Consider the following 18,891-nt stretch of genomic DNA (forward strand, 5'->3'; position numbering starts at 1 on the left):
CAGAAGGCAGCGCGCTCACGGGTCGCCCCGTTGAACGATCCTGCCCTGTCGGGGGGAAGGTCCTGGAAAGAGGATTGCCATGAACACGTACAAGAAAAATCAGGCTGCGCCGCGACGCGCAGCTTTCCGTTGCACAGGCCAGCAGCTGGACGCCATCATGCGCTTCGCAGAGGAGCGCAGGCTCGATCAGCAGCCGCTGCATGTGGTGGTCGAGGTCTTCTGGCGCTTCCACGCGCATGCGAAAGCCGCCTGAAACGACGACATGCGTCATGCGGTGATGCAGCGCGCTGCCATCACTGATTCGACAGCACGCGCTCCTTGAGCACCCAGATCGCGGTAGGCACCGCATAATAGCCGCTGACATTGCCGGTGACGAGCTTGCCCGTCAGCTGGATGCGGGCGTTCTCGGTAGGCGTGGCATCGATGATCTGCACCGCCGATACATTCGACTGCTGTCGAGCGTTCTGTCCCGCGCCCGCGCTGAGGACGCATACCGGACTCGCCAGCGACAGCACCCATGCGGGCTTGGCCGAGCTTTCCGCCTCATGCGGCGTCTGCCGCGTAGCGGTGCCTTCGAGCGTCACGACTTCGCCATCGCTGTAGCACGGCGCCGCCGATGCCGCGCGCGCCACCAGCAAGATCGTCAATGCGCAGGCTTTTGCAATCATTCGGACCTCGCGGATGACGCGTCATTCGACGCGCTATGTTGGCCAGGAAGCATTGTCACTTTAGGGTATCGGCCGTGGGGTCGCAACCCGGTGAAATCTCGCGGCGCCTGTGCTGCGCACCACCTTCAGACCTGTCATGCGGGAACGGGTGTTGCTGTCGATCATATGAGGATTACACCAGCGCGGAGGCTTGCCTGAAGCTGCGCGCGACGACATCTGAGGCTGGGATCGCATGAAGACGATCCATCACAGGGGGCGACGATGAATCAGGTCATAGTAGGTGTGTTCGGCTCCTATCGCGACGGACACGAGGCGCTTCGCGCATTGCAGCTCGCCGGCATGCGACGCGACGATGCCCATCTTTACCAGGCACGGCGCGGCGAAGTCGATATCGACATGCCATGGCAACCTGCGCACGACGAAGACGAAGCCGAATATGTTGCACACGGCGAGCATCAGGGCGTGATCGCGCGTAATCACTTCGTGCCCGACGCACCCTTGCCGAAGCCCACGCCTTTGCCATCGACAGAAACCGATGCCGCGCTGCTGCAGCGCACCTTGCTCGTGATTCGCATCACCGGCGATATCAAACCCGCGGCCATCGGCGAACTGATGCACGAACACGGCGCCATTGCCGTGAAGGACGCCAGCGGACACTGGCGCTTTTCACCGTATCGGAACGCTGCCCGAGTCTGAACGCATCAGTGGATGGCTGAGCGCGGTCCTTCGGCGTCCGTTGCGGAATCGGCGGGATCGTCGTCTTCGGGCGGGTCCGCCGCCGCGGCTTCGCTCGCCAGATCGCGGGCAGCCTGCGCCGCGGAAGCCGCACGCAAGCGTCTGCAATGGGCGGAATGCCTGAGCGTGGCGAGCATTCGCACGACTTCGCGTGGCCTGATTCTCATCGACGTCTCCATCTCGATAATGTTGAGAAACTACTTTAAGTTTAGGCGCCCGGACGATGATGGCAAGGAGCAAGCGTGAAACAATCGCCGGCCGAAAACGGTGCGCTCCCTACTGGTACGACATGGTGAAAGTCGCCTTGGCGTGAACGCTGCCCGGCACTAGCGCGCCGGCCGTGCGCACGTAACGCGCCGACAGCGGAATCTGCATCAGGCCGCCCGCCGACGTGCCCGCCGACCACTGATTCAGCGTGCCCGCCGCCTGCGAGTCCGGTCCGAACGCAATCGGGTCGGCGCCGTTCAGGATCTGGATGCCCACGCCCGCTGCCGTCGAGGCCGGCGCGAGCGCCAGGTCGGTGGAGCGGTTTCCGGGATCGATGGCGTCGGTCATCGTGATGTAGACCTTGATGCCCGGCTGGCAGTCCAGTCCCATCGGGACCAGCGTGTCGCCGGTGCTGTCGCCTTCGTTCGACAGGTCGGTCGTCAATGCGTTGGGCAGCGGGAAGTACAGCGCGGGCGTCAGCAGCCGGCAGGTGTTGCCGCTGACTGTCGTCGAACCGGTCAAGGTCTGGGTGGCCGTTACCGTCGGAAAACAGCTTCCCGAGAAATTGACCTTCATGCTCGGCAGGTTGCTCGTGACGCCGCTGGTGACGGGACCGGTGACCACGAGCTCGGCCTTGGTGTAGTGCACGGCGCGGCCATCGGGTCGCGAGAACGACTGCGACAGCGGCGCCTCCGCCAGGCCGCCGGAGAAGTTGCTCGTGATGTAGAAGCGCACGCCGAGGCCCGGCACGCCGCTCTCATACACGTTCGTGTAACCGGGCACGAGCGTTCCATAAACCGTGACGTCCTTCTGGATCGTGCAGTCGACACCGCTCGTGGCAATGCCGGCATTGCCGCTCACGCTTGCGAGATTGGTTCCGATTGCCGTGTCGCGTCCGATCGATACGCTCGCCGGAAAGCTCAGCACCGGCATGCTGCCCGCGTTCGGGAACGTGAGCGTGCCGGCGACGGCTTGGCAGGCTGGAAACATCAATGCGATCAGGCAGAGCGTATTGCGCTTCCGAAAGAACGCGCACAAGTGCTTTACGAAAGCGATCAGAGGGAATTTCACTGCACGCCCGTGCGTCGACAAGATCAGGGCGCTGTTCATTGATACGACATCGTGAACGTGGCCTTGCCGTTGACGCTGCCCGGCACGAGCGTGCCTGACGTGCGGACGTAGCGTGCGGTGAGCGGGATCTGCGCCGCACCGCCCGTCGATGTCCCGGCGATCCATTGATTGACCGTGCCCGCGACGGCTGAATCCGGACCGAAGGACACGGGCGTCGTACCGTTCACGATCTGCACGCCCACGCCCGCCGCCGATGAGTTCGCCGCAAGACTCAAGGTCGACGAACGGTTCGCGGGATTGACGGCGTCCGTGACCGTGATGCCGACCTTCACGCCCGCGGGGCAGTTCAAGCCGAGCGGCAGCGTGGTATCGCCGGTGGTCGCGCCTATGCTGGACAAATCCTTGAAAAAGGCCCTCGGCAAGGTGAATGCGAGCGTGGGGGTCGTCACGCTGCAACTGTTGCCCGTGACCGAGGTGTTGCCGGTCAGGGTCTGGGTGGCGGTGACGGTCGTGATGCAACTGCCGGAGAACTTGATGAACATGGAAGGCAGGTTGCTCGTGGTGCCGCTGCTCACCGGTCCCGTCACGACGAGGTCTGCGCGGGTGTAGTGAAGCGCAGCGTCGTCGGGTACGTAGAACGTCTGAGAGGTTGGAACATCGCTCCAGTTACCGTTGTAATTCGCCGTGATGTAGAACCGGACGCCGATTCCCGGTACTCCCGTCTGGTAGACATTGTTGTAACCCGGCACAAGCGTTCCTTTCACGGTGACGTCCTTGGTGATGGTGCAGTTGGCACCGCGCGTGGCAATGCCCGCATCGCCGGACGCTTCGGAGAGCACGCTTCCCGGCGCCATGTCGCGGCCCGCCGACACCCTGGCGGGAAAGCTCAACACCGGCATGCCCTCGGTCGGAAACGTGAGCGTTCCTGCATGGGCCGGCCGTGCTGCAAGAATCATGACGATGCACGGCAGCGCGTGCAGTCCGGCGAGCATCGTTTGTCCTGACGCCCGTGCGCGCGCCAAGGCGAAAAAAAAGTAGACGGTCTGGATGACTGATCTCTCTAACCACGAAGAAAGACCAAATCCGTTCACACGCGCGGCGCTCATTGATACGACATCGTGAAAGTGGCCTTGCCGTTGACGCTGCCCGGCACCAGCGTGCCCGAGGTGCGGACGTAACGTGCCGTGAGCGGGATCTGCATCGCGCCGCCCGTCGATGTCCCCGCGATCCATTGATTGACCGTACCCGCGACGGCTGAATCCGGACCGAAGGACAAGGGCGTCGTACCGTTCACGATCTGCACGCCCACGCCCGCCGCCGATGAATTCGCCGCGAGACTCAAGGTCGACGAACGGTTCGCGGGATTGACGGCATCCGTGACCGTGATGCCGACTTTCACGCCTGCGGGGCAGTTCAAGCCGAGCGGGAGCGTGGTATCGCCGGTGGTCGCGCCCGCGCTCGGCAGATTCTTGGAGAAGGCCCTCGGCAGGGTGAAAGCGAGCGTGGGCGTCGTCACGCTGCAACTGTTGCCCGTGACCGAGGTGCTGCCGGTCAGGGTCTGAGTGGCGGTGACAGTCGTGATGCAGCTGCCGGAAAATTTGATGAGCATCGAAGGCAGGTTGCTCGTGGTGCCGCTGCCCACCGGTCCTGTCACGACGAGGTCCGCACGGGTGTAGTGGGTGGTGGAGCTATTGGGTACGTTGAAAGTTTGAGTAGTTGGGACATCGCTCCATCCACCGTTGAATCCGAAGGTGATGTAGAAATGGACGCCGATTCCCGGTACCCCTGTCTGGTAGACGTTGCTGTACCCCGACACAAGCGTTCCATTCACGGTGACATCCTTTGTGACCGTGCAATCGACGCCGCTTGTAGCAAGGCCCGCATTTCCCATTGCTTGATAGAGCGACGTTCCCGGCGCCGTATCACGGCCTGCGGACACCGTGGTGGGAAAGCTCAGCACAGGCATGCTGCCCGTAGTAGGGAACGTGAGCGTTCCTGCGTGGGCGGGACGAGCTGCAATGATCAAGGCGACGAACAGCATCGCCAGCGCGGCGAGGCGAATGTTTCGCCGCGACATCCATGCGCGCCAGAAGAAGTTCTGCACGGCGTGCCGCTCGAACCGCGAAGCAAACGCAAGCCCACTCACAAGCGCCTCACTCATTGATACGACATCGTGAAAGTGGCCTTGCCGTTGACGCTGCCCAGCACCAGCGTGCCCGAGCTGCGGACATAGCGCGCCGTGAGCGGCACCCGCATCGCGCCGCCCGCCGATGTCCCGGCGATCCATTGATTGACCGTCCCTCCCGCCGCCGAATCCGGCCCGAAGGACACGGCCGTCGTGCCGTTCAGGATCTGCATCCCGACGCCCGCCGCCGACGACCCCGGCGCAAGACTCAAGCTTGACGAACGATTCGCGGGATTCACGGCATCGGTGATCGTGATGCCGACTTTGACTCCCGCCGGGCAATTGAGATCGAGCGGCACGACCGTGTCGCCGGTGGTCGCCCCGGCGCTCGCGAGGTCTTTCGAATACGCTCGTGGCAACTGAAAATTCAGCGAGGGCGTCGTGACGCTGCACGTGTTGCCGGTCACGGTTGTGTTGCCGGTCAGCGTCTGCGTGTAAGTCACCGTGGGGAAACAGCTGCCGGAAAACTTGATCTGCATGGAGGGCAGGTTCAATGTGGTCCCGCTCTTGACGGGCCCGGTCACGATGAAGTCCGCACGGACATCCTGCTCCACCGTGTTGTTGACAGGAACCGCGTATGACTGTGACACCGGAACCGTCACGAGTTGTGACTTGTAATCACTGGTCACGTAGAAGCGCACGCCAATGCCCTCCACGCCGGACTGATACATGTTCGAGTATCCCGGCACGAGTGTTCCGGTCACCGTGACGTCTTTCTGAACCGTGCAAGTCACATCGCTGACCGAGATGCCAAGATTCTTCATCAGTTGCCAGAGCGTCGTCCCAACAGGCGTGTCCCGGCCGAGCGAAAGGCTCGTGGGAACATCTAAAGCCTGTGCCCCATAAGCCGGATACGTGAGTGTCCCGGCTTCGGCACGCACTATCGGCAACATGACCGCCAGCGAGCCAGCCAAGCGGCTCGACCGAACGCGGGCCATCCGCACACCCTTCATTTGCTCACCCGATCCGATCCCGTGCTCACCGCCACAGGCGCATCCACGCAATGCGTCTCCACCGACGCATACAGCGCGTTCTTCTGCGTCGTCCGTGCCGGCAGCACGTAGTTCACGATGCATTGCTCGGACGCCTGCTCGCCCCACCTCACCACCAGGTTCCCCTGATCCTCGACGCCCCGCGCGAAGATCCGGCTGTCCTGCGCCACGACGCCCACCACCTGCCCCCTGCCGTCCGATACTTCCGCGCCGAACGGCAGCGACTCGCCGTCGATGCGCGGGGCGCGGATCAGCACCGCGCGGCCCGTCATCGTGCGGTACTTGAGCATCACGATGGAGCCGAGGTGCGGCGCCGCCTGATCCGAAGTCGATTCGAATTCCACATCCGGCGACGTGCCCTTCGGATCGATGTCGATGGTGTTCATGTCGTAGGGCGTCAGGAACGGCACGACCGCATAGCCGCGTCCATCGATCTTCGTGCCCGAGGTGCCCGCCACCGTCGCGCCTTCTGCGCCGTGCGCCTCGACGATCCCGAAGGTCTCGCCGACCGTCTGCGACAGGGTCACGCCGCCCGGATGCGCGACGATCGAGCCGCTCACGCCCGCCGACAACTGCGACGTGTGCGCGCTGCCGCTGGCGGACGCCGTGATCTGCGCATACGGCGCGCGATAGACGCCGCTCGCGCCGCCGTTGCCGCTGATGCTCGAGCCATTGGCGCGTGTCTGCGCGGCGTAGAGGTTGTAGGACATCTCGTTGCGCTCGCCCGCCGAGCCGCTCACGCTTTCCTGAAGACTGGTGACGTCATCGCCCGTGTTCAGGTTGACGCTCAACAGCGGCGCGTGCGGCGAGCGGCCGAGCGGCAACGTCACGCTCACCATGACCTCGTCCGACGCCTCGCCGTCCGTCGAGATGGTGCGGCCCGCCGTCACGCTGTAGCTGCCGTAGCGAAAGCTGTTCGAATAGCCGAGCTGATAGAACGTGTCGTGTCCCGAACGATTCCAGTAGTTCTGCGAGGTCAGCGTGCCGAAAACCGTACCGTAGTTCTTCAGCGGCTGATTGACCGTCAGTTGCAGACGCCCGCGCTGACGGTCGCTCACGGTGCCGCCGTTCATCGCGTAGTCGCGCGCGCGGGCTGCGTCGGCGAAACCCAGATAGCCCGAACTCGAATAGCGGTACGCACCGAGCGTGAAGTTGGTATTGGAGTAGTCGATCAGCTTGCTGTAGGCAATGTGCATGCTCTGCCCGCTCATCGTTCCGTAGCCAGGAATCTCCGTGCGCGCGGCGGTCACGTCGGCAGCGAACGCGCCCAGCGTCGTATTCAACGCCGCGCCGAGGTTCGCCGCCACATAGCCGCTTGCCGCAATCGCGCCGCCATACGCCGTGACGAGGTTCGTCAGGCCGCGCTGCAGCGTGAACTGCGTGAAGGTGGGCCGCGAATGCAGCGCGTCGTCGCGCAGCTGGCCCGCGGTGAACGCGAAGCGCGTCGTGCCCGGACGCAGCGACTGCGCCACCGCCGCATAAGGCACGCTGAACGACTTGGTGCGTCCGTCGGCTTCCGTGACGGTCACATCCAGATTGCCGCCATAGCCCGTCGGGTACAGGTCGCGCACTTCGAACGGTCCGGGCGGCACGCTCGTCTCGTAGATCACCTGGCCGTTCTGGCGCACCGTCACGCGCCCGTTCGATGCAGCGGTGCCGCGCACCACCGGCGCATAGCCGCGCAGCGACTCCGGCAGCATGCGGTCGTCGGTCGCGATCTGCGCGCCGCGAAACGCGACGCTGTCGAACACGTCGCCCGTGGTCTGGCTTTCGCCCAGCGTCACCTGGGCCTGGAGACGCGGCACGTCGTGCTGGGCGTAGGTGGCGATGTCGTCGAACTGGGTCGGCTGGCCGGTCGATGAGGTCAGCGACGACTGATGCCGCAGATGCCAGCCACCGAGATTCACGCCCGCGTTCAGGCCGAGATAGCTCTGGGTGGAATGCATGCCGTCGTTCGAAGTCTGGTAGACGTTCGCGCCATAGCTCACGAAGGCCGCGTTCACGCCCTTGTCCCATAGCTCGGGCGGCACGTAGCCGCGCGCCTGGTTGCGCATGTATTTCTGCGGCACCGAGAGCGTGAGCTTTTGCTCGCCGAAGTCAAAATCGACCGCGGCCTCGGGCACGAGCGCGCGCAGGTCGATACACGCGTCGGCCTGCGTCTCGCGTGCGCCGGCCAGCTTCGTGAAGTCGACGCCGGCGCGTTCCAGCATGCCGCGCGTCAGGCAGGGCGTCGCGCTTGCGTCCTTGCCCTGGTCGAGGAAGCGCACCGTGTCGCGCAGGACGCGGTTGCCGTTCATCGAGACATCCACCGGATACACGCCCGGCGACACATAGTTGCTGCGCGCAAGCCGCGCGATATCGACGCGCTGCGGATCGATGCGCAGGTAGGTCGTGTCGAACTCGACGGCCGGCTCCGACGGCGCCGCCGGACTCGTTGCCGCGGCCGCGAACGACGACAATACGAGCGCCATCGCCGGCGTCAGCGTCAGCGTGAATGCGCCGCGGCGGGCGTGCCAACGAAGCTTCCGGCGCAACGTGCCCCGCTTCACACTGCATGTCTCCTGCATCGATTCTCAAATCCATGGTTGTCGGCCCGAAGTCCGACGCGCACGCGAGCGCCCGCCGCACGCCGGCGGCGCAGCGCGTCGATCTCGTGTGTCGGGACTCGAACCCGTTGACGGGCGGGGATGCGCTCAGCCGGAGCGCGGAGGATGACTAATCGGATGCGTCGGCATCGCCCTCGATGGGACTGCCGAGATCGCTGATCGCCATGTAATGGACCTTGCCGGCATGCACTCCGCTCATCTTCGGCACCGCGATGATTTCGGTGCCGCGCGGCGCGACCATGCCGCCCATCTCGTTCTTGTAGTGCTTGCCTTGCGCCTCCACGCCGATCTCGCTGAACGACACGTAGTAGGCAGTCGGGTTCGTGACGGCGAGCGCGTCGCCGCCGCCTTGCGGCGCGGGCACGATCTTCCAGGCCAGCGCGCGCGGCGCATCCTCGGGCACGCCCGGCAGCTTCATCGGCCGGACGAATACCTTGATGCGCGTACGGTAGGCGAGCTGCAGCGTGTTCTGGTCGGTTTTGGGCTGCACTTTCGGCGGAACGTCGAGCACGTTCAGCCAGTACACCGACTCGCGATCCTGCGGCAGCGCGTCGCCGCCGTACATCACCCGCAGCGTCTGCGACTTGCCCGCGTCCATGCGGAAGATCGGCGGGGTAATCACAAAGGGCGTCTTGACGTCGCCGGGCGCGGCGTCGGCGCGGCCGTCGTCGATCCATACCTGGACCAGGGAGGGAAAGCGGCTGTCGTTGTTCAGCTTGACCGTGACTTCACGCTGATCCAGCGGATAGACGACCCGCGTGCCGCCGATCGTCACGCTCGCGGCCGCCGTGCCCGCTACGCTCGCGAAGCAGATGCCGAGGCATGCGGCCGCTGCGATGCGCCGCTTGTTCCTGTTCATGTCGAGTGCCTGTTTCTCAATGACCACGCTGTGACTGACTCATGCCGGGCGCGCCCACGCGCGCGCCCGGAACCTGCTTGCCGCGATGCGGTTACTGATAGGTCATCGTGTACTGCGCCGAGGTCGTCACGTTGCCCGCCGCGGCCTTGCCGGTCGCGTAGTACTGCGCGAAGTAGTTCAGCGTGGCCGCGCCGCTGGCGATCGTCGCGCCGTTGGTGGCCAGGTCGTTGTTCGCGTTCGTCAGGATGTTGATCGGCTGCATGTTCACGTTCAGCAGGCGGACCTGGACATTGGTCGCCGGCGTCGTCAGGGCCTTGTTCACCAGATTGCCGCTTGCCTGGTCCACCGTCGGGCCGTTCTCGAAGCGCGCGACTGCCTTGGTGGCAGCGCCCGTGCAGCCACTCAGCGTCAGCTTGATGTCGCCGAGATTGGACGTGCCGGCGGTCGTGCCCGCCGACGCCAGCGAGCCGGCCGTCACGGCCGGCAAGAGCACGGTGATGTCGGCCTGCGTGCCGCTGGCCTTGCCGTTGATCGAGCAAGTAGTGTCGGTAACGACGCCGTTGATGGTGATGGTGCCGTCAGCGGCCTGTGCGATCGTCGACGAAAGGGCGATGAACGCTCCGGACAAGATCGCGGCTGCGACGGAAAAGCGCTTCTGCATGGTGTGCTCCACAACTGGGACGGGTGAGTTCCTGTGCGATCGGCACGCGCGGCCCGCGTGCCATATCGCTGCTTCGAACGCCGGATGTTTGCCGAGCAACTTTGTTATCGGTCGACTGGTTGCATGACATCCGACGTCCAGTGAATCGTAGAGACAGCGCCCTAGGAATGATCTAGTCGAAGTCTGAAAAATGACGAAGGCATCATGAGATTTCGAACCGCATCGCATCCGTGTCCGAACCGTCTAGTTAATTTTTTGGGTCCGTGACGGTGACGCAACAAGACCGCACACCACATGACTGCGTCCTTGCAGCACCCTGACGATGACCGGAGAATGATGTAAGGCTGGAAAGGCCGTTCACTTTCAGAATCCCGTTCCATGATCCGCAGCTACGCGGCAACCGGTCGGACCAACTCACGGACATTCGATGGCAAGCTTGGGGAGCAAGGCGCGATACCGCATTGATACCGATAACACCGGCGCCGGCATCGCCATCATGATCCTGACCACGGCGACCTTCGCCGCCAGCGATTCGACGGTGAAGCTGATCGGCACGGCGGTTCCGCTGCTTGCGCTCTTGTGGGTCCGTTACTTGTTCCAGATGGTGGTGCTGGGCGTCTGGCAGGTGCGGCGCGGCGCGTTCGGCCTGTTTCGAACGGGCAGCGTGAAGCTGCAGATCGTGCGCGCGGTGCTGCTCCTGACCAATTCAGCGTGTACCTTCGCGGCCCTGCGGCATTTGCCGCTGCCGGTGACCACGTCGCTCGCGATGCTGGCGCCGCTGATTTCCACGCTGCTCGCCGCGCTCGTGCTGAAGGATCATGTCCCGCGCAGCAAATGGGCGATGGTCGTGCTCGGCTTTATCGGCATGCTGCTGGTGGTGCGCCCGGGCGGTAGCCAGTTCGACTGGAATATCGTCTATCCGATCGGCTCGGCGACGACCTTCGCGTGCTTCCAGGTGATCTCCAGCCATCTCTCCCGGGTCGACGACGCCATCACCACCAACTTCCTCACGGCGTTCGTCGCGACGCTGGTGCTGTGCGTACTCGTATGGATGGATCAGGCGGAGACGCTGCCCGCGATTGCGCGCGTACGGCCCGGAAGCTGGGCGCTGGTGGCGTTGATGGCGACCTTTGCGACGGTCGGCCAGTTGCTGATGCTGCAGGCGTTACGGCGCGCGCCGCTGGCCGTGCTCACACCGTTCTCCTATGGCCAGCTGGCGTTCGCGGCGTTCTTCAGCTGGCTGCTGTTCGGCCAGGTGCCGGATGGCTGGATGGCGTTCGGGATGTGCGTGATCGCGGCGAGCGGCATCGGCACCGTGCTGCTGCACGGGCGCGGGCAGCCGGCGCCTGCGATGACGCCGGAAGCCTGATGACGCGGAAATACGGCGGGAGAAGCGCGCTCAGTTGACTGCCTGAGACTGCGCATGCACCGGAGCCTGGCGGCTCTGGCCGGTGCACAGCCAGTGCACGTCGAGGTCGAGCGCGCGGGCGATGCGATTGAACGCCGCCAGCGGCGGCACCGTGATGCCGCGACGCCAGAATTGCACGTCGTGCTCGCTTACGTCGAGCCAGTTGGCGGCTTTTGCGGAACTGATGTTTGCCTTGTGCATGGCCCGGTCCAGACGCGCGGCCATTGCGCGCCGCAGGGCGTTGTCTTCTTCGCTGCGTTCAAGGTGGCCCAGGGTTTGAGAATGTTGCCCCATCTTCTTCAAGTCTCTCGATTTATATATATGCCGTTCAGCGCCGGCTGATTTGCGCGAGGGTGAATCCTATAGAGGCAAAGTGACGGGCTGGTGACACGGTTTGCGTCGAAATCCTTACCCGGCATTACGCCTTTCTCCTCGTTTGCTGCGGTGCGTGATTTTTTCAATTCCGACATCAATGCGTCAACTAGGGAAACATCGCATTCGGTAATAATTGGCTTAGGTGTTTACCAGCGTTTCGGCCAAAGCGCCGCCAGTCAAGGGATTGCGCGAACGAGCGTGCGCTCCGCACGGCCCTGAATAATTTTTCCACCGATGAAATATTGTTCAGAATTAAACGATCGATTCTGCCCGTCAGGCGTAATACGTGATGTGTGATCAAATCGCGTATATCGCGCAAGTGCATTTGCTTATTTCCCTCTGATTATTTTGACGAATATCGGAATGGTTTAATGTCTGATGGGAAACACGTAATTGACACGCAAAGCCGTTTCTTTAAAATGGGTCGCTCGCTGCACCGCACCAATCATCGCGCGTCCCGCGCCATTACGTATCAACCCACCTGGAGTCGAGAATGAGCAGTCTTGCGCCGGAAAAGGTAGTCGAGTCGCAGAAGGCGGGAGTAGACGCCACGTTTGGTCTCGCCACGCGGGCGGTCGGTGGCTTTGAACAACTGGTCGATCTGAATACACGCACCATCAGGACCGCGCTCGACGAACAACAGGCGTTCGTCGTCCGTGCGTTCTCGGCGCGCGGTCCGCAGGAATTCTTCACGCTGCATAACCAGAATCTGCAGGACGCCGCCCAGCGCACGCAGGCGTACTGGACGCAAGTCTACGAAATCGCTGCGGGCGTCCGTGGCGACTACATCGAAGCCGTGCAGGATCAGCTCGGCAAATCGCAGCGCAACGTCCAGGCGTTTGTCGACAGCCTGGCGAGCCATGCACCCGCCGGCAGCGAAGCCGTGGTGAATGCGTGGCGCTCGGCCATCGATGCCGCGACGGAATCCGCCAACTCCGCCTACGAAGCCGCCAGGAAGGCCGCCAAGCAGGTCGTGGACGCCGCGCAGAGCGACGCCGAAGTGGCGAGCGGCGCCGTCGTGCGCGCCGTGCCCAAGACGGCTACCGCGAAGAAGTAAGTTTCTTTCAGCGGCAATCGAGAGAACAAACAAAGGCGGGCATGACCCGCCTTTGTTGCGTCTGGGAGGCAGATCCGGTGATTCAGCCGCCCAGCGACTTCAGCACCAGTTCATGCGAACGCCCGATCCACACCGCGGCATCGCGATGATCCGACAGCGCGTCGCCGGTGTTGGGATGCATGAACACATCGAGCGCGCCATGATTGAGGGTCAGCCATTCGAGCATCGGCGCGAGCAGTTCGCCGCCGAAGGCAAGCTGGAACGACCACAACGGATGCGGTCCCACAGGCCGCTCGTGGAAGCGGCCCAGACGCAATGCGCCGCTTTGCAGCAGATCGGAGAAATGCGCTTCGATGACCAATCGCAGTTGCCAGGCGGCGTCGCGGGTGTGTGCATCGAAATAGACGTGGGCGTGCCAGTCAATGATGCTGCGGGTGTGCTTCGCGTCCATCTTGTCAGTCCTGCGCGGCGTAGTGCGGAACGCCGATTCTATCCTCCGGACCGCGCCCGCCGCGCGGACCGGCGGTCCTAGTATCGGCCGCTGCTGCTGCCCGAAGACGAACCCTGCGACATGCCGCTGCCATCGCTTTGACAACCCGCGAGCAGACCGGCGAGCAAGGCGACGACGATCGTGGCGATTCTGGCGCACTTCATGACACACCTCCGGACGAGTTAAGAATGGGCGCGGCGTATCGGCCGCTCCCTGATCAAACGCGCGAGCCCGCCGCGATATTCCCCGCGCGCGCCGTGCGACAATTCGCGCCGCGCATCGGCCGATGCGCGTCCAACCCGGCACACACGCGATGAAGCGCTACCAGGCCCTGGCCGACACAATGGCCGCCGAGATCCGCGCGGGCCGCTTGCCTGTCGGCGCGCGGCTGCCCTCGGTGCGGCATCTGACGACGCAATACGGCGTCGGGCAGTCGACGGTTTTCCGCGCCTATTACCTGCTCGAGGAATGGGGGCTCATCCGCGCTCGCGAACGCTCGGGCTACTACGTCGCGCCGGGCGCGATGCTCGCCGCGCCGCGCGCCGGGCACACGCAGACGGTGCTGGCCGAGCCCGCGCCAATCGACGTCAGCAGTCTCGTGTTCTCCGTGCTCGACGCGCTCAAGCGTCCCGATGTCGCGCCGCTCGGCTCGGCGTTCCCGGCGCCGCAACTGTTTCCGCTGGCGCGGCTCGCGAAGTCGCTCGGACAGGCGGCGCGGAGCCTCGATCCGTGGAGCACCGTCGCCGACATGCCGCCGGGCAATGAAACGCTGCGGCAGCAGATCGCGCTGCGTTACGTCGGCATGGGGATCGCGCAGCCGGTGGAGACGCTGATCGTGACGAACGGCGCGCTGGAGGCGCTCACGCTCTGCCTGATGGCCGTGACGAAACCGGGCGATGTCGTCGCGATCGAATCGCCCTGCTTCTATGCCGCGCTTCAGGCGATCGAGCATCTCGGGCTGCAAGCGGTCGAGATTCCCGTCGATCCCGAAGAAGGACTGGATCTCGCCGTGCTCGCCGAAGCGCTCGCGCGGCATCCGGTGCGCGCGTGCTGGTTCATGACAAATTTCCAGAACCCGACCGGCGTGACGCTGTCGGTCGCGAAGAAGCGCGCGCTGGTGGAACTGCTCACGCGGCACGACGTGCCGCTGATCGAAGACGATGTCTACGGCGAGCTGCATTTTGCGCAGGACCGGCCGCCGCCCGCGAAGGCGTTCGATACCGAGGGGCTCGTGATGCACTGCGCGTCGTTCTCGAAGACGCTCGCGCCGGGCTACCGGCTCGGCTGGGTCGCGGCGGGCCGCTACGCGCAGGCGGTGCGCCGTCTCAAACTGATGACGACGCTGTCGACCAGCATTCCGGTGCAGGCGGGCATCGCCGATTACTTGCAACACGGCGGCTTCGACCGGCATCTGCGCAAGCTGCGCGGCGCCCTGCTCGCCCAGCGCGGCGCGATGGAAACGGCGATTGCGCGCTGGCTGCCGCCGGAGGTGTCGTTCGTGCGGCCGGAAGGCGGCTATTTTCTGTGGCTCAGGCTGGCGGCGGACGTCGATGCGATGCAGTTGCACAGGCGCGGGCTGGAGCACGGCGTCAATGTGACGCCGGGGCCGATTTTCTCCGCGCGTCATGCGCATGGCAATTACGTGCGGATCAACTTCGGGCATCCGTGGTCGGGGCAGATCGAAGGGGCGGTGAAGGCGCTGGGGGAGTGGGTGCGGGGGGAGAGTTAGGAAGATGCATTCAGGGGCATTCCTGGCGTGACGCAAGTGAGGGACGCTGGTTCTTGCGTGCTAGAATTCTCGCCGTATCTACGTACCACTCCGTCGGACTTATTGAATTCAATAGCAACAGTTTTGGACAGTTCGTCTGCGGCCTACAGTGCTACCCATGCTGGATAGAGGGTAGGCAAGTGAAGGTTCCGATAGTTTGGAGAACGTGGTTGTCTCAACTTGTGTCTCGCGAGCCAGCCGAAATTTGAATCTCTATTGCCTCTGCGGGTGGAAATCGCGCTAGATACGAATTTTCCATATCGAGGAGATCCAGTTCGATCTCCCCGTTTGAGATCAGCAAAAATCATTCGCAAACATGTTTGCGTGGCTGCGACGAGGAGTTGCGGGGATGGTCTTGACCCCGCCGTGACAGTCCGGAAAATCTCCGGCGATGATTGTTTCGTCACCGTCGCCAAAGCTCACGTTGAAGTGCCGGCTCTTGTCGATTTGCCTTCCGAATCTGAATAATCCGTTCACGTGGCAAGCAGCGTTATGAGGCGCAGCCGTGTCGAAAAGCGCATGACGTTCATTCCCGTATACGAAATGCATCTGCTTGTCGTCGACAAAATATTTTGTCTGGTAGACGGATCTTGCCCGCTTACGCCGACGCTTGATCAGTCGAGTCAATAGCATCTCGAGTTCGCCTGCAAAGGCCGTGGAACGGCTCTCCTCGTTCACTAGCTGAATGATTTGCACAAGTTCCGCAGCTTCGAAATTGCGAAGTGGCAACATCAACGCTTGTTCCTTTTCCGCGTCGTGCATCATGGCTCGAAGCGCGAAGAAGTTTCGAAACAGCGGAGAGAAATAACTTCCAAAGAAATTCTTGAAGTTCCTCAGCCTCTTGTCCGCCGTGTCGAACACGGCGGCGAAGATTGCGCGCGAGACGTGCTGGACGTGATGTGCATGCTTCTTCTCGACGAGCAGAATGACCGCATCCATCCCCTTGATATGCGAGAGCAGATACTTGTCGAAACTCAAGGACGGAGTCGACGGATCGAATATCGAAATCTTGAAATGAATCGGGAAATCCGGCCCGGATTTTCCCTTGAACAAATCCTGGGGAATCAGTCTCTCACGCTGCTGGCTTACGGTTTCGTTGATTTCTTTTTGTGACGAAACCAGGCAAATCAATACTTTTATTTCCGGGACAGCTTCACAAGCACCGAAACCGGAATCGTGATCTTCTCGATTTCTTCGTCAGGAAGCGCCGACAAGATTTCCAGAAGCGCAATCGCCTTGTTGTGTCTGCGCTGTGTTTGAACTGCACTCCCGACTTCTTCAGCCGTCCCGGGCTGCGAGAATTCAAATTCTGCGTCTATCGGCGCCAACGCCACTTTCGCTATCTGCGAATCAGCGCAACCGCGAAAGCGCGAAAGCGCTGGTTATGCATATCCCCATGCTAGACTGCTGTACATGCATACAGTACCCGAGCCCGCCTACACCGTTGCCGTTCGCGCGCTGTGCGAATTCACGGCAAAGCAAGGCGATCTCGACCTGCGCTTCACCCCCGCACCGAGTGCTCAGGAAGGCATCGCCGGTCATCTGACCGTGACGGCAAGGCGGCCCGCCGGTTACCAGAAGGAAATCACCCTCGCCGAAACCCACGGCCCGCTCAGCGTGCGCGGCCGCGCCGACGGCTACGATCCCGCGCTGAACCGACTCGAAGAGATCAAGACCCATCGCGGCAAGCTCGACGCCATGCCGGCCAATCATCGTCACCTGCACTGGGCGCAGGCGCGCGTCTACGGGCATCTGATGTGCCGCAAGCTCGGGCTCGCCGAAATCGACATCGCGCTTGTGTACTTCGACATCGTCGATCAAACCGAAACCGTGCTGGTCGAAACCCAGACCGCGCACGCGCTCGCCGAGCATTTCGACACGCAATGCGCACGTTTCATCGCTTGGGCGCGGCAGGAACTGGCGCACGGCGCGGCCCGCAATCAAGCGCTGGATTCGCTCACCTTTCCCCATGCCGATTTTCGGCCCGGCCAGCGCACGCTCGCGGAGGCGGTGTATCGCGCGGCCGTGTCGGGCAAGCGGCTCGTCGTGCAGGCGCCGACGGGCATCGGCAAGACGGTCGGCACGCTGTTCCCGCTGTTGAAGGCCTGGCACGGGCAGCAACTCGACAAGATCTTCTTTCTCACCGCCAAGAGCGCCGGCCGGCAACTCGCGCTCGACGCGCTGACGACGCTGGCCGCACGCCCGTTGCGCGTCGTCGAACTCGTCGCGCGCGACAAGGCCTGCGAGTATCCGGGCCGCGCCTGTCACGGCGACGCCTGTCCGCTCGCGCGCGGCTTCTACGATCGCCTGCCCGGCGCGCGCGCCGCCGCGCTCGAGCGCGCGCTGCTCGACCGCGCGTCGATCGCCGACGTGGCGCGGGCGCACGAAGTCTGTCCGTACTATCTGAGTCAGGAACTGGCGCGCTGGGCCGATGTGATCGTCGGCGACTACAACTATTACTTCGACACCAGCGCGATGCTGTTCGCGCTCGCGGAGGCGAACCGCTGGCGCGTCGCGGTGCTCGTCGACGAGGCGCATAACCTCGTCGAACGCGCGCGCGGCATGTATTCGGCGACACTCGACCAGCGCGCCTTCGAGGCCATGCGCCGCGGCGCGCCTGCGTGGCTGAAGAAGCCGCTCGGCCGCGTCGCGCGCAGCTGGAACGAGACGACGCGCGAGCAGCGCGCCGCCGACACCGACTACGTTGCCTACCCGCAAGCGCCCGCCGCTTTCCTCGGCGCGCTGACTCAGGCGGTCTCGCACATGACCGAGGTACTCGCCGATCAGCCCGACAGCTTCACGCCCGAGATCCTCCGCTTCTATTTCGACGCCATTCACTTCGCGCGCATCGCTGAACGCTTCGGTACGCATTCAATCTTCGACATCGCGCTGGAGCGCTCGCACGGCGGCAAGCGTCCGGCTGTGCTGTGCCTGCGCAACGTGGTGCCCGGGCCGCATCTCGCGCCGCGGTTCGCGCGCGCTCACAGCGTCGCGCTGTTCTCCGCGACGCTCACGCCCGCGCACTTCTACGCCGACACGCTCGGCCTGCCCGAGTCGTGCGTGCGCGTGGACGTCGAGTCGCCGTTCGACGCCACGCAGCTCGACGTCCGCGCCATCGCCGATGTCTCGACGCGTTATCGCGACCGCGCGGATTCCGTGGCGCGCATCGCCGATCTGATCGCCGCCCAGTTCTTCCAGGCCGAGGGCAATTACCTGAGCTTCTTCAGCAGCTTCGAGTATCTGACGCAGGTGGCGGCCGCGCTGATCGAACGCCATCCGTCGATTCCCTGCTGGCAGCAATCCCGCGCGATGAGCGAGGCGGAGCAGCACGCGTTTCTCGAGCGCTTCGTGCCGGACGGACGCGGCGTCGGCTTCGCGGTGCTGGGCGGGGCGTTCGGCGAGGCCGTGGATCTGCCGGGCACGCGGCTGGTCGGCGCGTTCGTCGCGACGCTCGGCCTGCCGCAGCTGAATCCGGTCAACGAGCAGATGCGGGCGCGCATGCACGAAGCTTTCGGCGAAGGCTACGCCTATACGTACCTGTTTCCGGGCTTGCAGAAAGTGGTGCAGGCGGCCGGGCGCGTGATACGCGGGCCGCTCGATCGCGGCGTGCTGTATCTGATCGACGACCGCTTCGCGCGCGCCGAGGTGCGGCGTCTGCTGCCGGCGTGGTGGCAGGTGAAGGTGCTGCGACATCGTGACCTGGCGCAGATCGACAGCGACCATTTAGACCGGCGCGATGCCGCCGTTAACCGATGCAATCGCGGGCATTCGCTTTGCTTCTCTTCGGCGCCTCGGGGACACACATGATC

The 18,891-nt window shown here is 63.7% G+C and carries 18 protein-coding genes; 5 read left to right on the forward strand and 13 right to left on the reverse strand.

What is annotated here, in order from left to right:
- Positions 1-293 precede the first annotated feature (293 nt).
- Positions 294-668 (reverse strand): hypothetical protein, encoded by a 375-nt coding sequence (locus tag QCE83_RS32260; RefSeq protein WP_309820580.1) that lies wholly within the window; start codon positions 666-668, stop codon positions 294-296.
- Between the two features lie 261 nt (positions 669-929).
- On the opposite strand from QCE83_RS32260, the gene QCE83_RS32265 reads away from it, so the two are divergent.
- The gene (locus tag QCE83_RS32265) at positions 930-1,364 is read left to right on the forward strand and encodes a hypothetical protein (protein WP_309820582.1); all 435 of its coding nucleotides are present in this window, start codon (positions 930-932) and stop codon (positions 1,362-1,364) included.
- A gap of 5 nt (positions 1,365-1,369) precedes the next feature.
- Here the strand turns inward: QCE83_RS32265 and QCE83_RS32270 are convergent, their stop codons facing one another.
- The 8 genes from QCE83_RS32270 to QCE83_RS32305 form a co-directional block, all read right to left on the reverse strand.
- Positions 1,370-1,570, reverse strand: a complete 201-nt coding sequence (locus tag QCE83_RS32270) for a hypothetical protein (protein WP_309820585.1) — start codon at positions 1,568-1,570, stop codon at positions 1,370-1,372.
- A 109-nt stretch (positions 1,571-1,679) separates the two neighbouring features.
- Positions 1,680-2,600 carry a fimbrial protein gene (locus tag QCE83_RS32275; protein WP_309820586.1) on the reverse strand — a complete coding sequence of 307 codons (921 nt, stop codon included), beginning with the start codon at positions 2,598-2,600 and terminating at the stop codon, positions 1,680-1,682.
- Positions 2,601-2,716: 116 nt separating this feature from the next.
- Entirely contained in the window at positions 2,717-3,673 is a 957-nt protein-coding gene (locus tag QCE83_RS32280; RefSeq protein ID WP_309820588.1) for a fimbrial protein, read from the reverse strand.
- Positions 3,674-3,783: 110 nt separating this feature from the next.
- Complete coding sequence (locus QCE83_RS32285; RefSeq protein WP_309820590.1) at positions 3,784-4,512, reverse strand: fimbrial protein; 729 nt, start codon at positions 4,510-4,512, stop codon at positions 3,784-3,786.
- Between the two features lie 326 nt (positions 4,513-4,838).
- Positions 4,839-5,780, reverse strand: a complete 942-nt coding sequence (locus QCE83_RS32290) for a fimbrial protein (protein ID WP_309820592.1) — start codon at positions 5,778-5,780, stop codon at positions 4,839-4,841.
- Positions 5,781-5,815: 35 nt separating this feature from the next.
- The gene (locus tag QCE83_RS32295; RefSeq protein ID WP_309820594.1) at positions 5,816-8,407 is read right to left on the reverse strand and encodes a fimbria/pilus outer membrane usher protein; all 2,592 of its coding nucleotides are present in this window, start codon (positions 8,405-8,407) and stop codon (positions 5,816-5,818) included.
- A 166-nt stretch (positions 8,408-8,573) separates the two neighbouring features.
- A complete protein-coding gene (locus QCE83_RS32300; RefSeq protein ID WP_309820596.1) occupies positions 8,574-9,323 on the reverse strand; it encodes a fimbria/pilus periplasmic chaperone in 750 nt (249 codons plus the stop codon).
- Between the two features lie 91 nt (positions 9,324-9,414).
- Positions 9,415-9,984: a fimbrial protein gene (locus tag QCE83_RS32305; RefSeq protein ID WP_309820598.1), complete on the reverse strand. Its 570-nt coding sequence runs from the start codon at positions 9,982-9,984 to the stop codon at positions 9,415-9,417.
- Positions 9,985-10,411: 427 nt separating this feature from the next.
- Here QCE83_RS32305 and QCE83_RS32310 point away from each other — a divergent pair, with 427 nt between their 5' ends.
- Positions 10,412-11,353, forward strand: coding sequence for a DMT family transporter (locus QCE83_RS32310; protein WP_309820601.1), 942 nt, complete (start codon positions 10,412-10,414; stop codon positions 11,351-11,353).
- Between the two features lie 30 nt (positions 11,354-11,383).
- On the opposite strand, the gene QCE83_RS32315 is transcribed toward QCE83_RS32310, so the two are convergent.
- Positions 11,384-11,686, reverse strand: a complete 303-nt coding sequence (locus QCE83_RS32315) for an XRE family transcriptional regulator (protein WP_309821203.1) — start codon at positions 11,684-11,686, stop codon at positions 11,384-11,386.
- A 574-nt stretch (positions 11,687-12,260) separates the two neighbouring features.
- Between QCE83_RS32315 and phaP the strand changes: the two genes are divergently transcribed.
- Positions 12,261-12,824 carry a TIGR01841 family phasin gene (phaP, locus tag QCE83_RS32320; protein ID WP_309820603.1) on the forward strand — a complete coding sequence of 188 codons (564 nt, stop codon included), beginning with the start codon at positions 12,261-12,263 and terminating at the stop codon, positions 12,822-12,824.
- A gap of 82 nt (positions 12,825-12,906) precedes the next feature.
- On the opposite strand, the gene QCE83_RS32325 is transcribed toward phaP, so the two are convergent.
- Positions 12,907-13,275 carry a DOPA 4,5-dioxygenase family protein gene (locus tag QCE83_RS32325; protein WP_309820605.1) on the reverse strand — a complete coding sequence of 123 codons (369 nt, stop codon included), beginning with the start codon at positions 13,273-13,275 and terminating at the stop codon, positions 12,907-12,909.
- A gap of 77 nt (positions 13,276-13,352) precedes the next feature.
- On the reverse strand, positions 13,353-13,478 hold the full coding sequence (locus tag QCE83_RS32330) for a hypothetical protein (protein WP_309820607.1): 126 nt from the start codon (positions 13,476-13,478) through the stop codon (positions 13,353-13,355).
- Positions 13,479-13,627: 149 nt separating this feature from the next.
- Here QCE83_RS32330 and QCE83_RS32335 point away from each other — a divergent pair, with 149 nt between their 5' ends.
- A complete protein-coding gene (locus tag QCE83_RS32335; RefSeq protein WP_309820609.1) occupies positions 13,628-15,043 on the forward strand; it encodes a PLP-dependent aminotransferase family protein in 1,416 nt (471 codons plus the stop codon).
- A 333-nt stretch (positions 15,044-15,376) separates the two neighbouring features.
- Here QCE83_RS32335 and QCE83_RS32340 read toward each other — a convergent pair whose 3' ends face one another.
- Positions 15,377-16,213, reverse strand: a complete 837-nt coding sequence (locus tag QCE83_RS32340) for a hypothetical protein (protein ID WP_309820610.1) — start codon at positions 16,211-16,213, stop codon at positions 15,377-15,379.
- A 282-nt stretch (positions 16,214-16,495) separates the two neighbouring features.
- Between QCE83_RS32340 and QCE83_RS32345 the strand changes: the two genes are divergently transcribed.
- A complete protein-coding gene (locus QCE83_RS32345; protein WP_309820612.1) occupies positions 16,496-18,889 on the forward strand; it encodes an ATP-dependent DNA helicase in 2,394 nt (797 codons plus the stop codon).
- The last annotated feature ends 2 nt before the right edge of the window (positions 18,890-18,891 follow it).

Source organism: Caballeronia sp. LZ034LL (assembly GCF_031451215.1).
GTDB lineage: Bacteria > Pseudomonadota > Gammaproteobacteria > Burkholderiales > Burkholderiaceae > Caballeronia.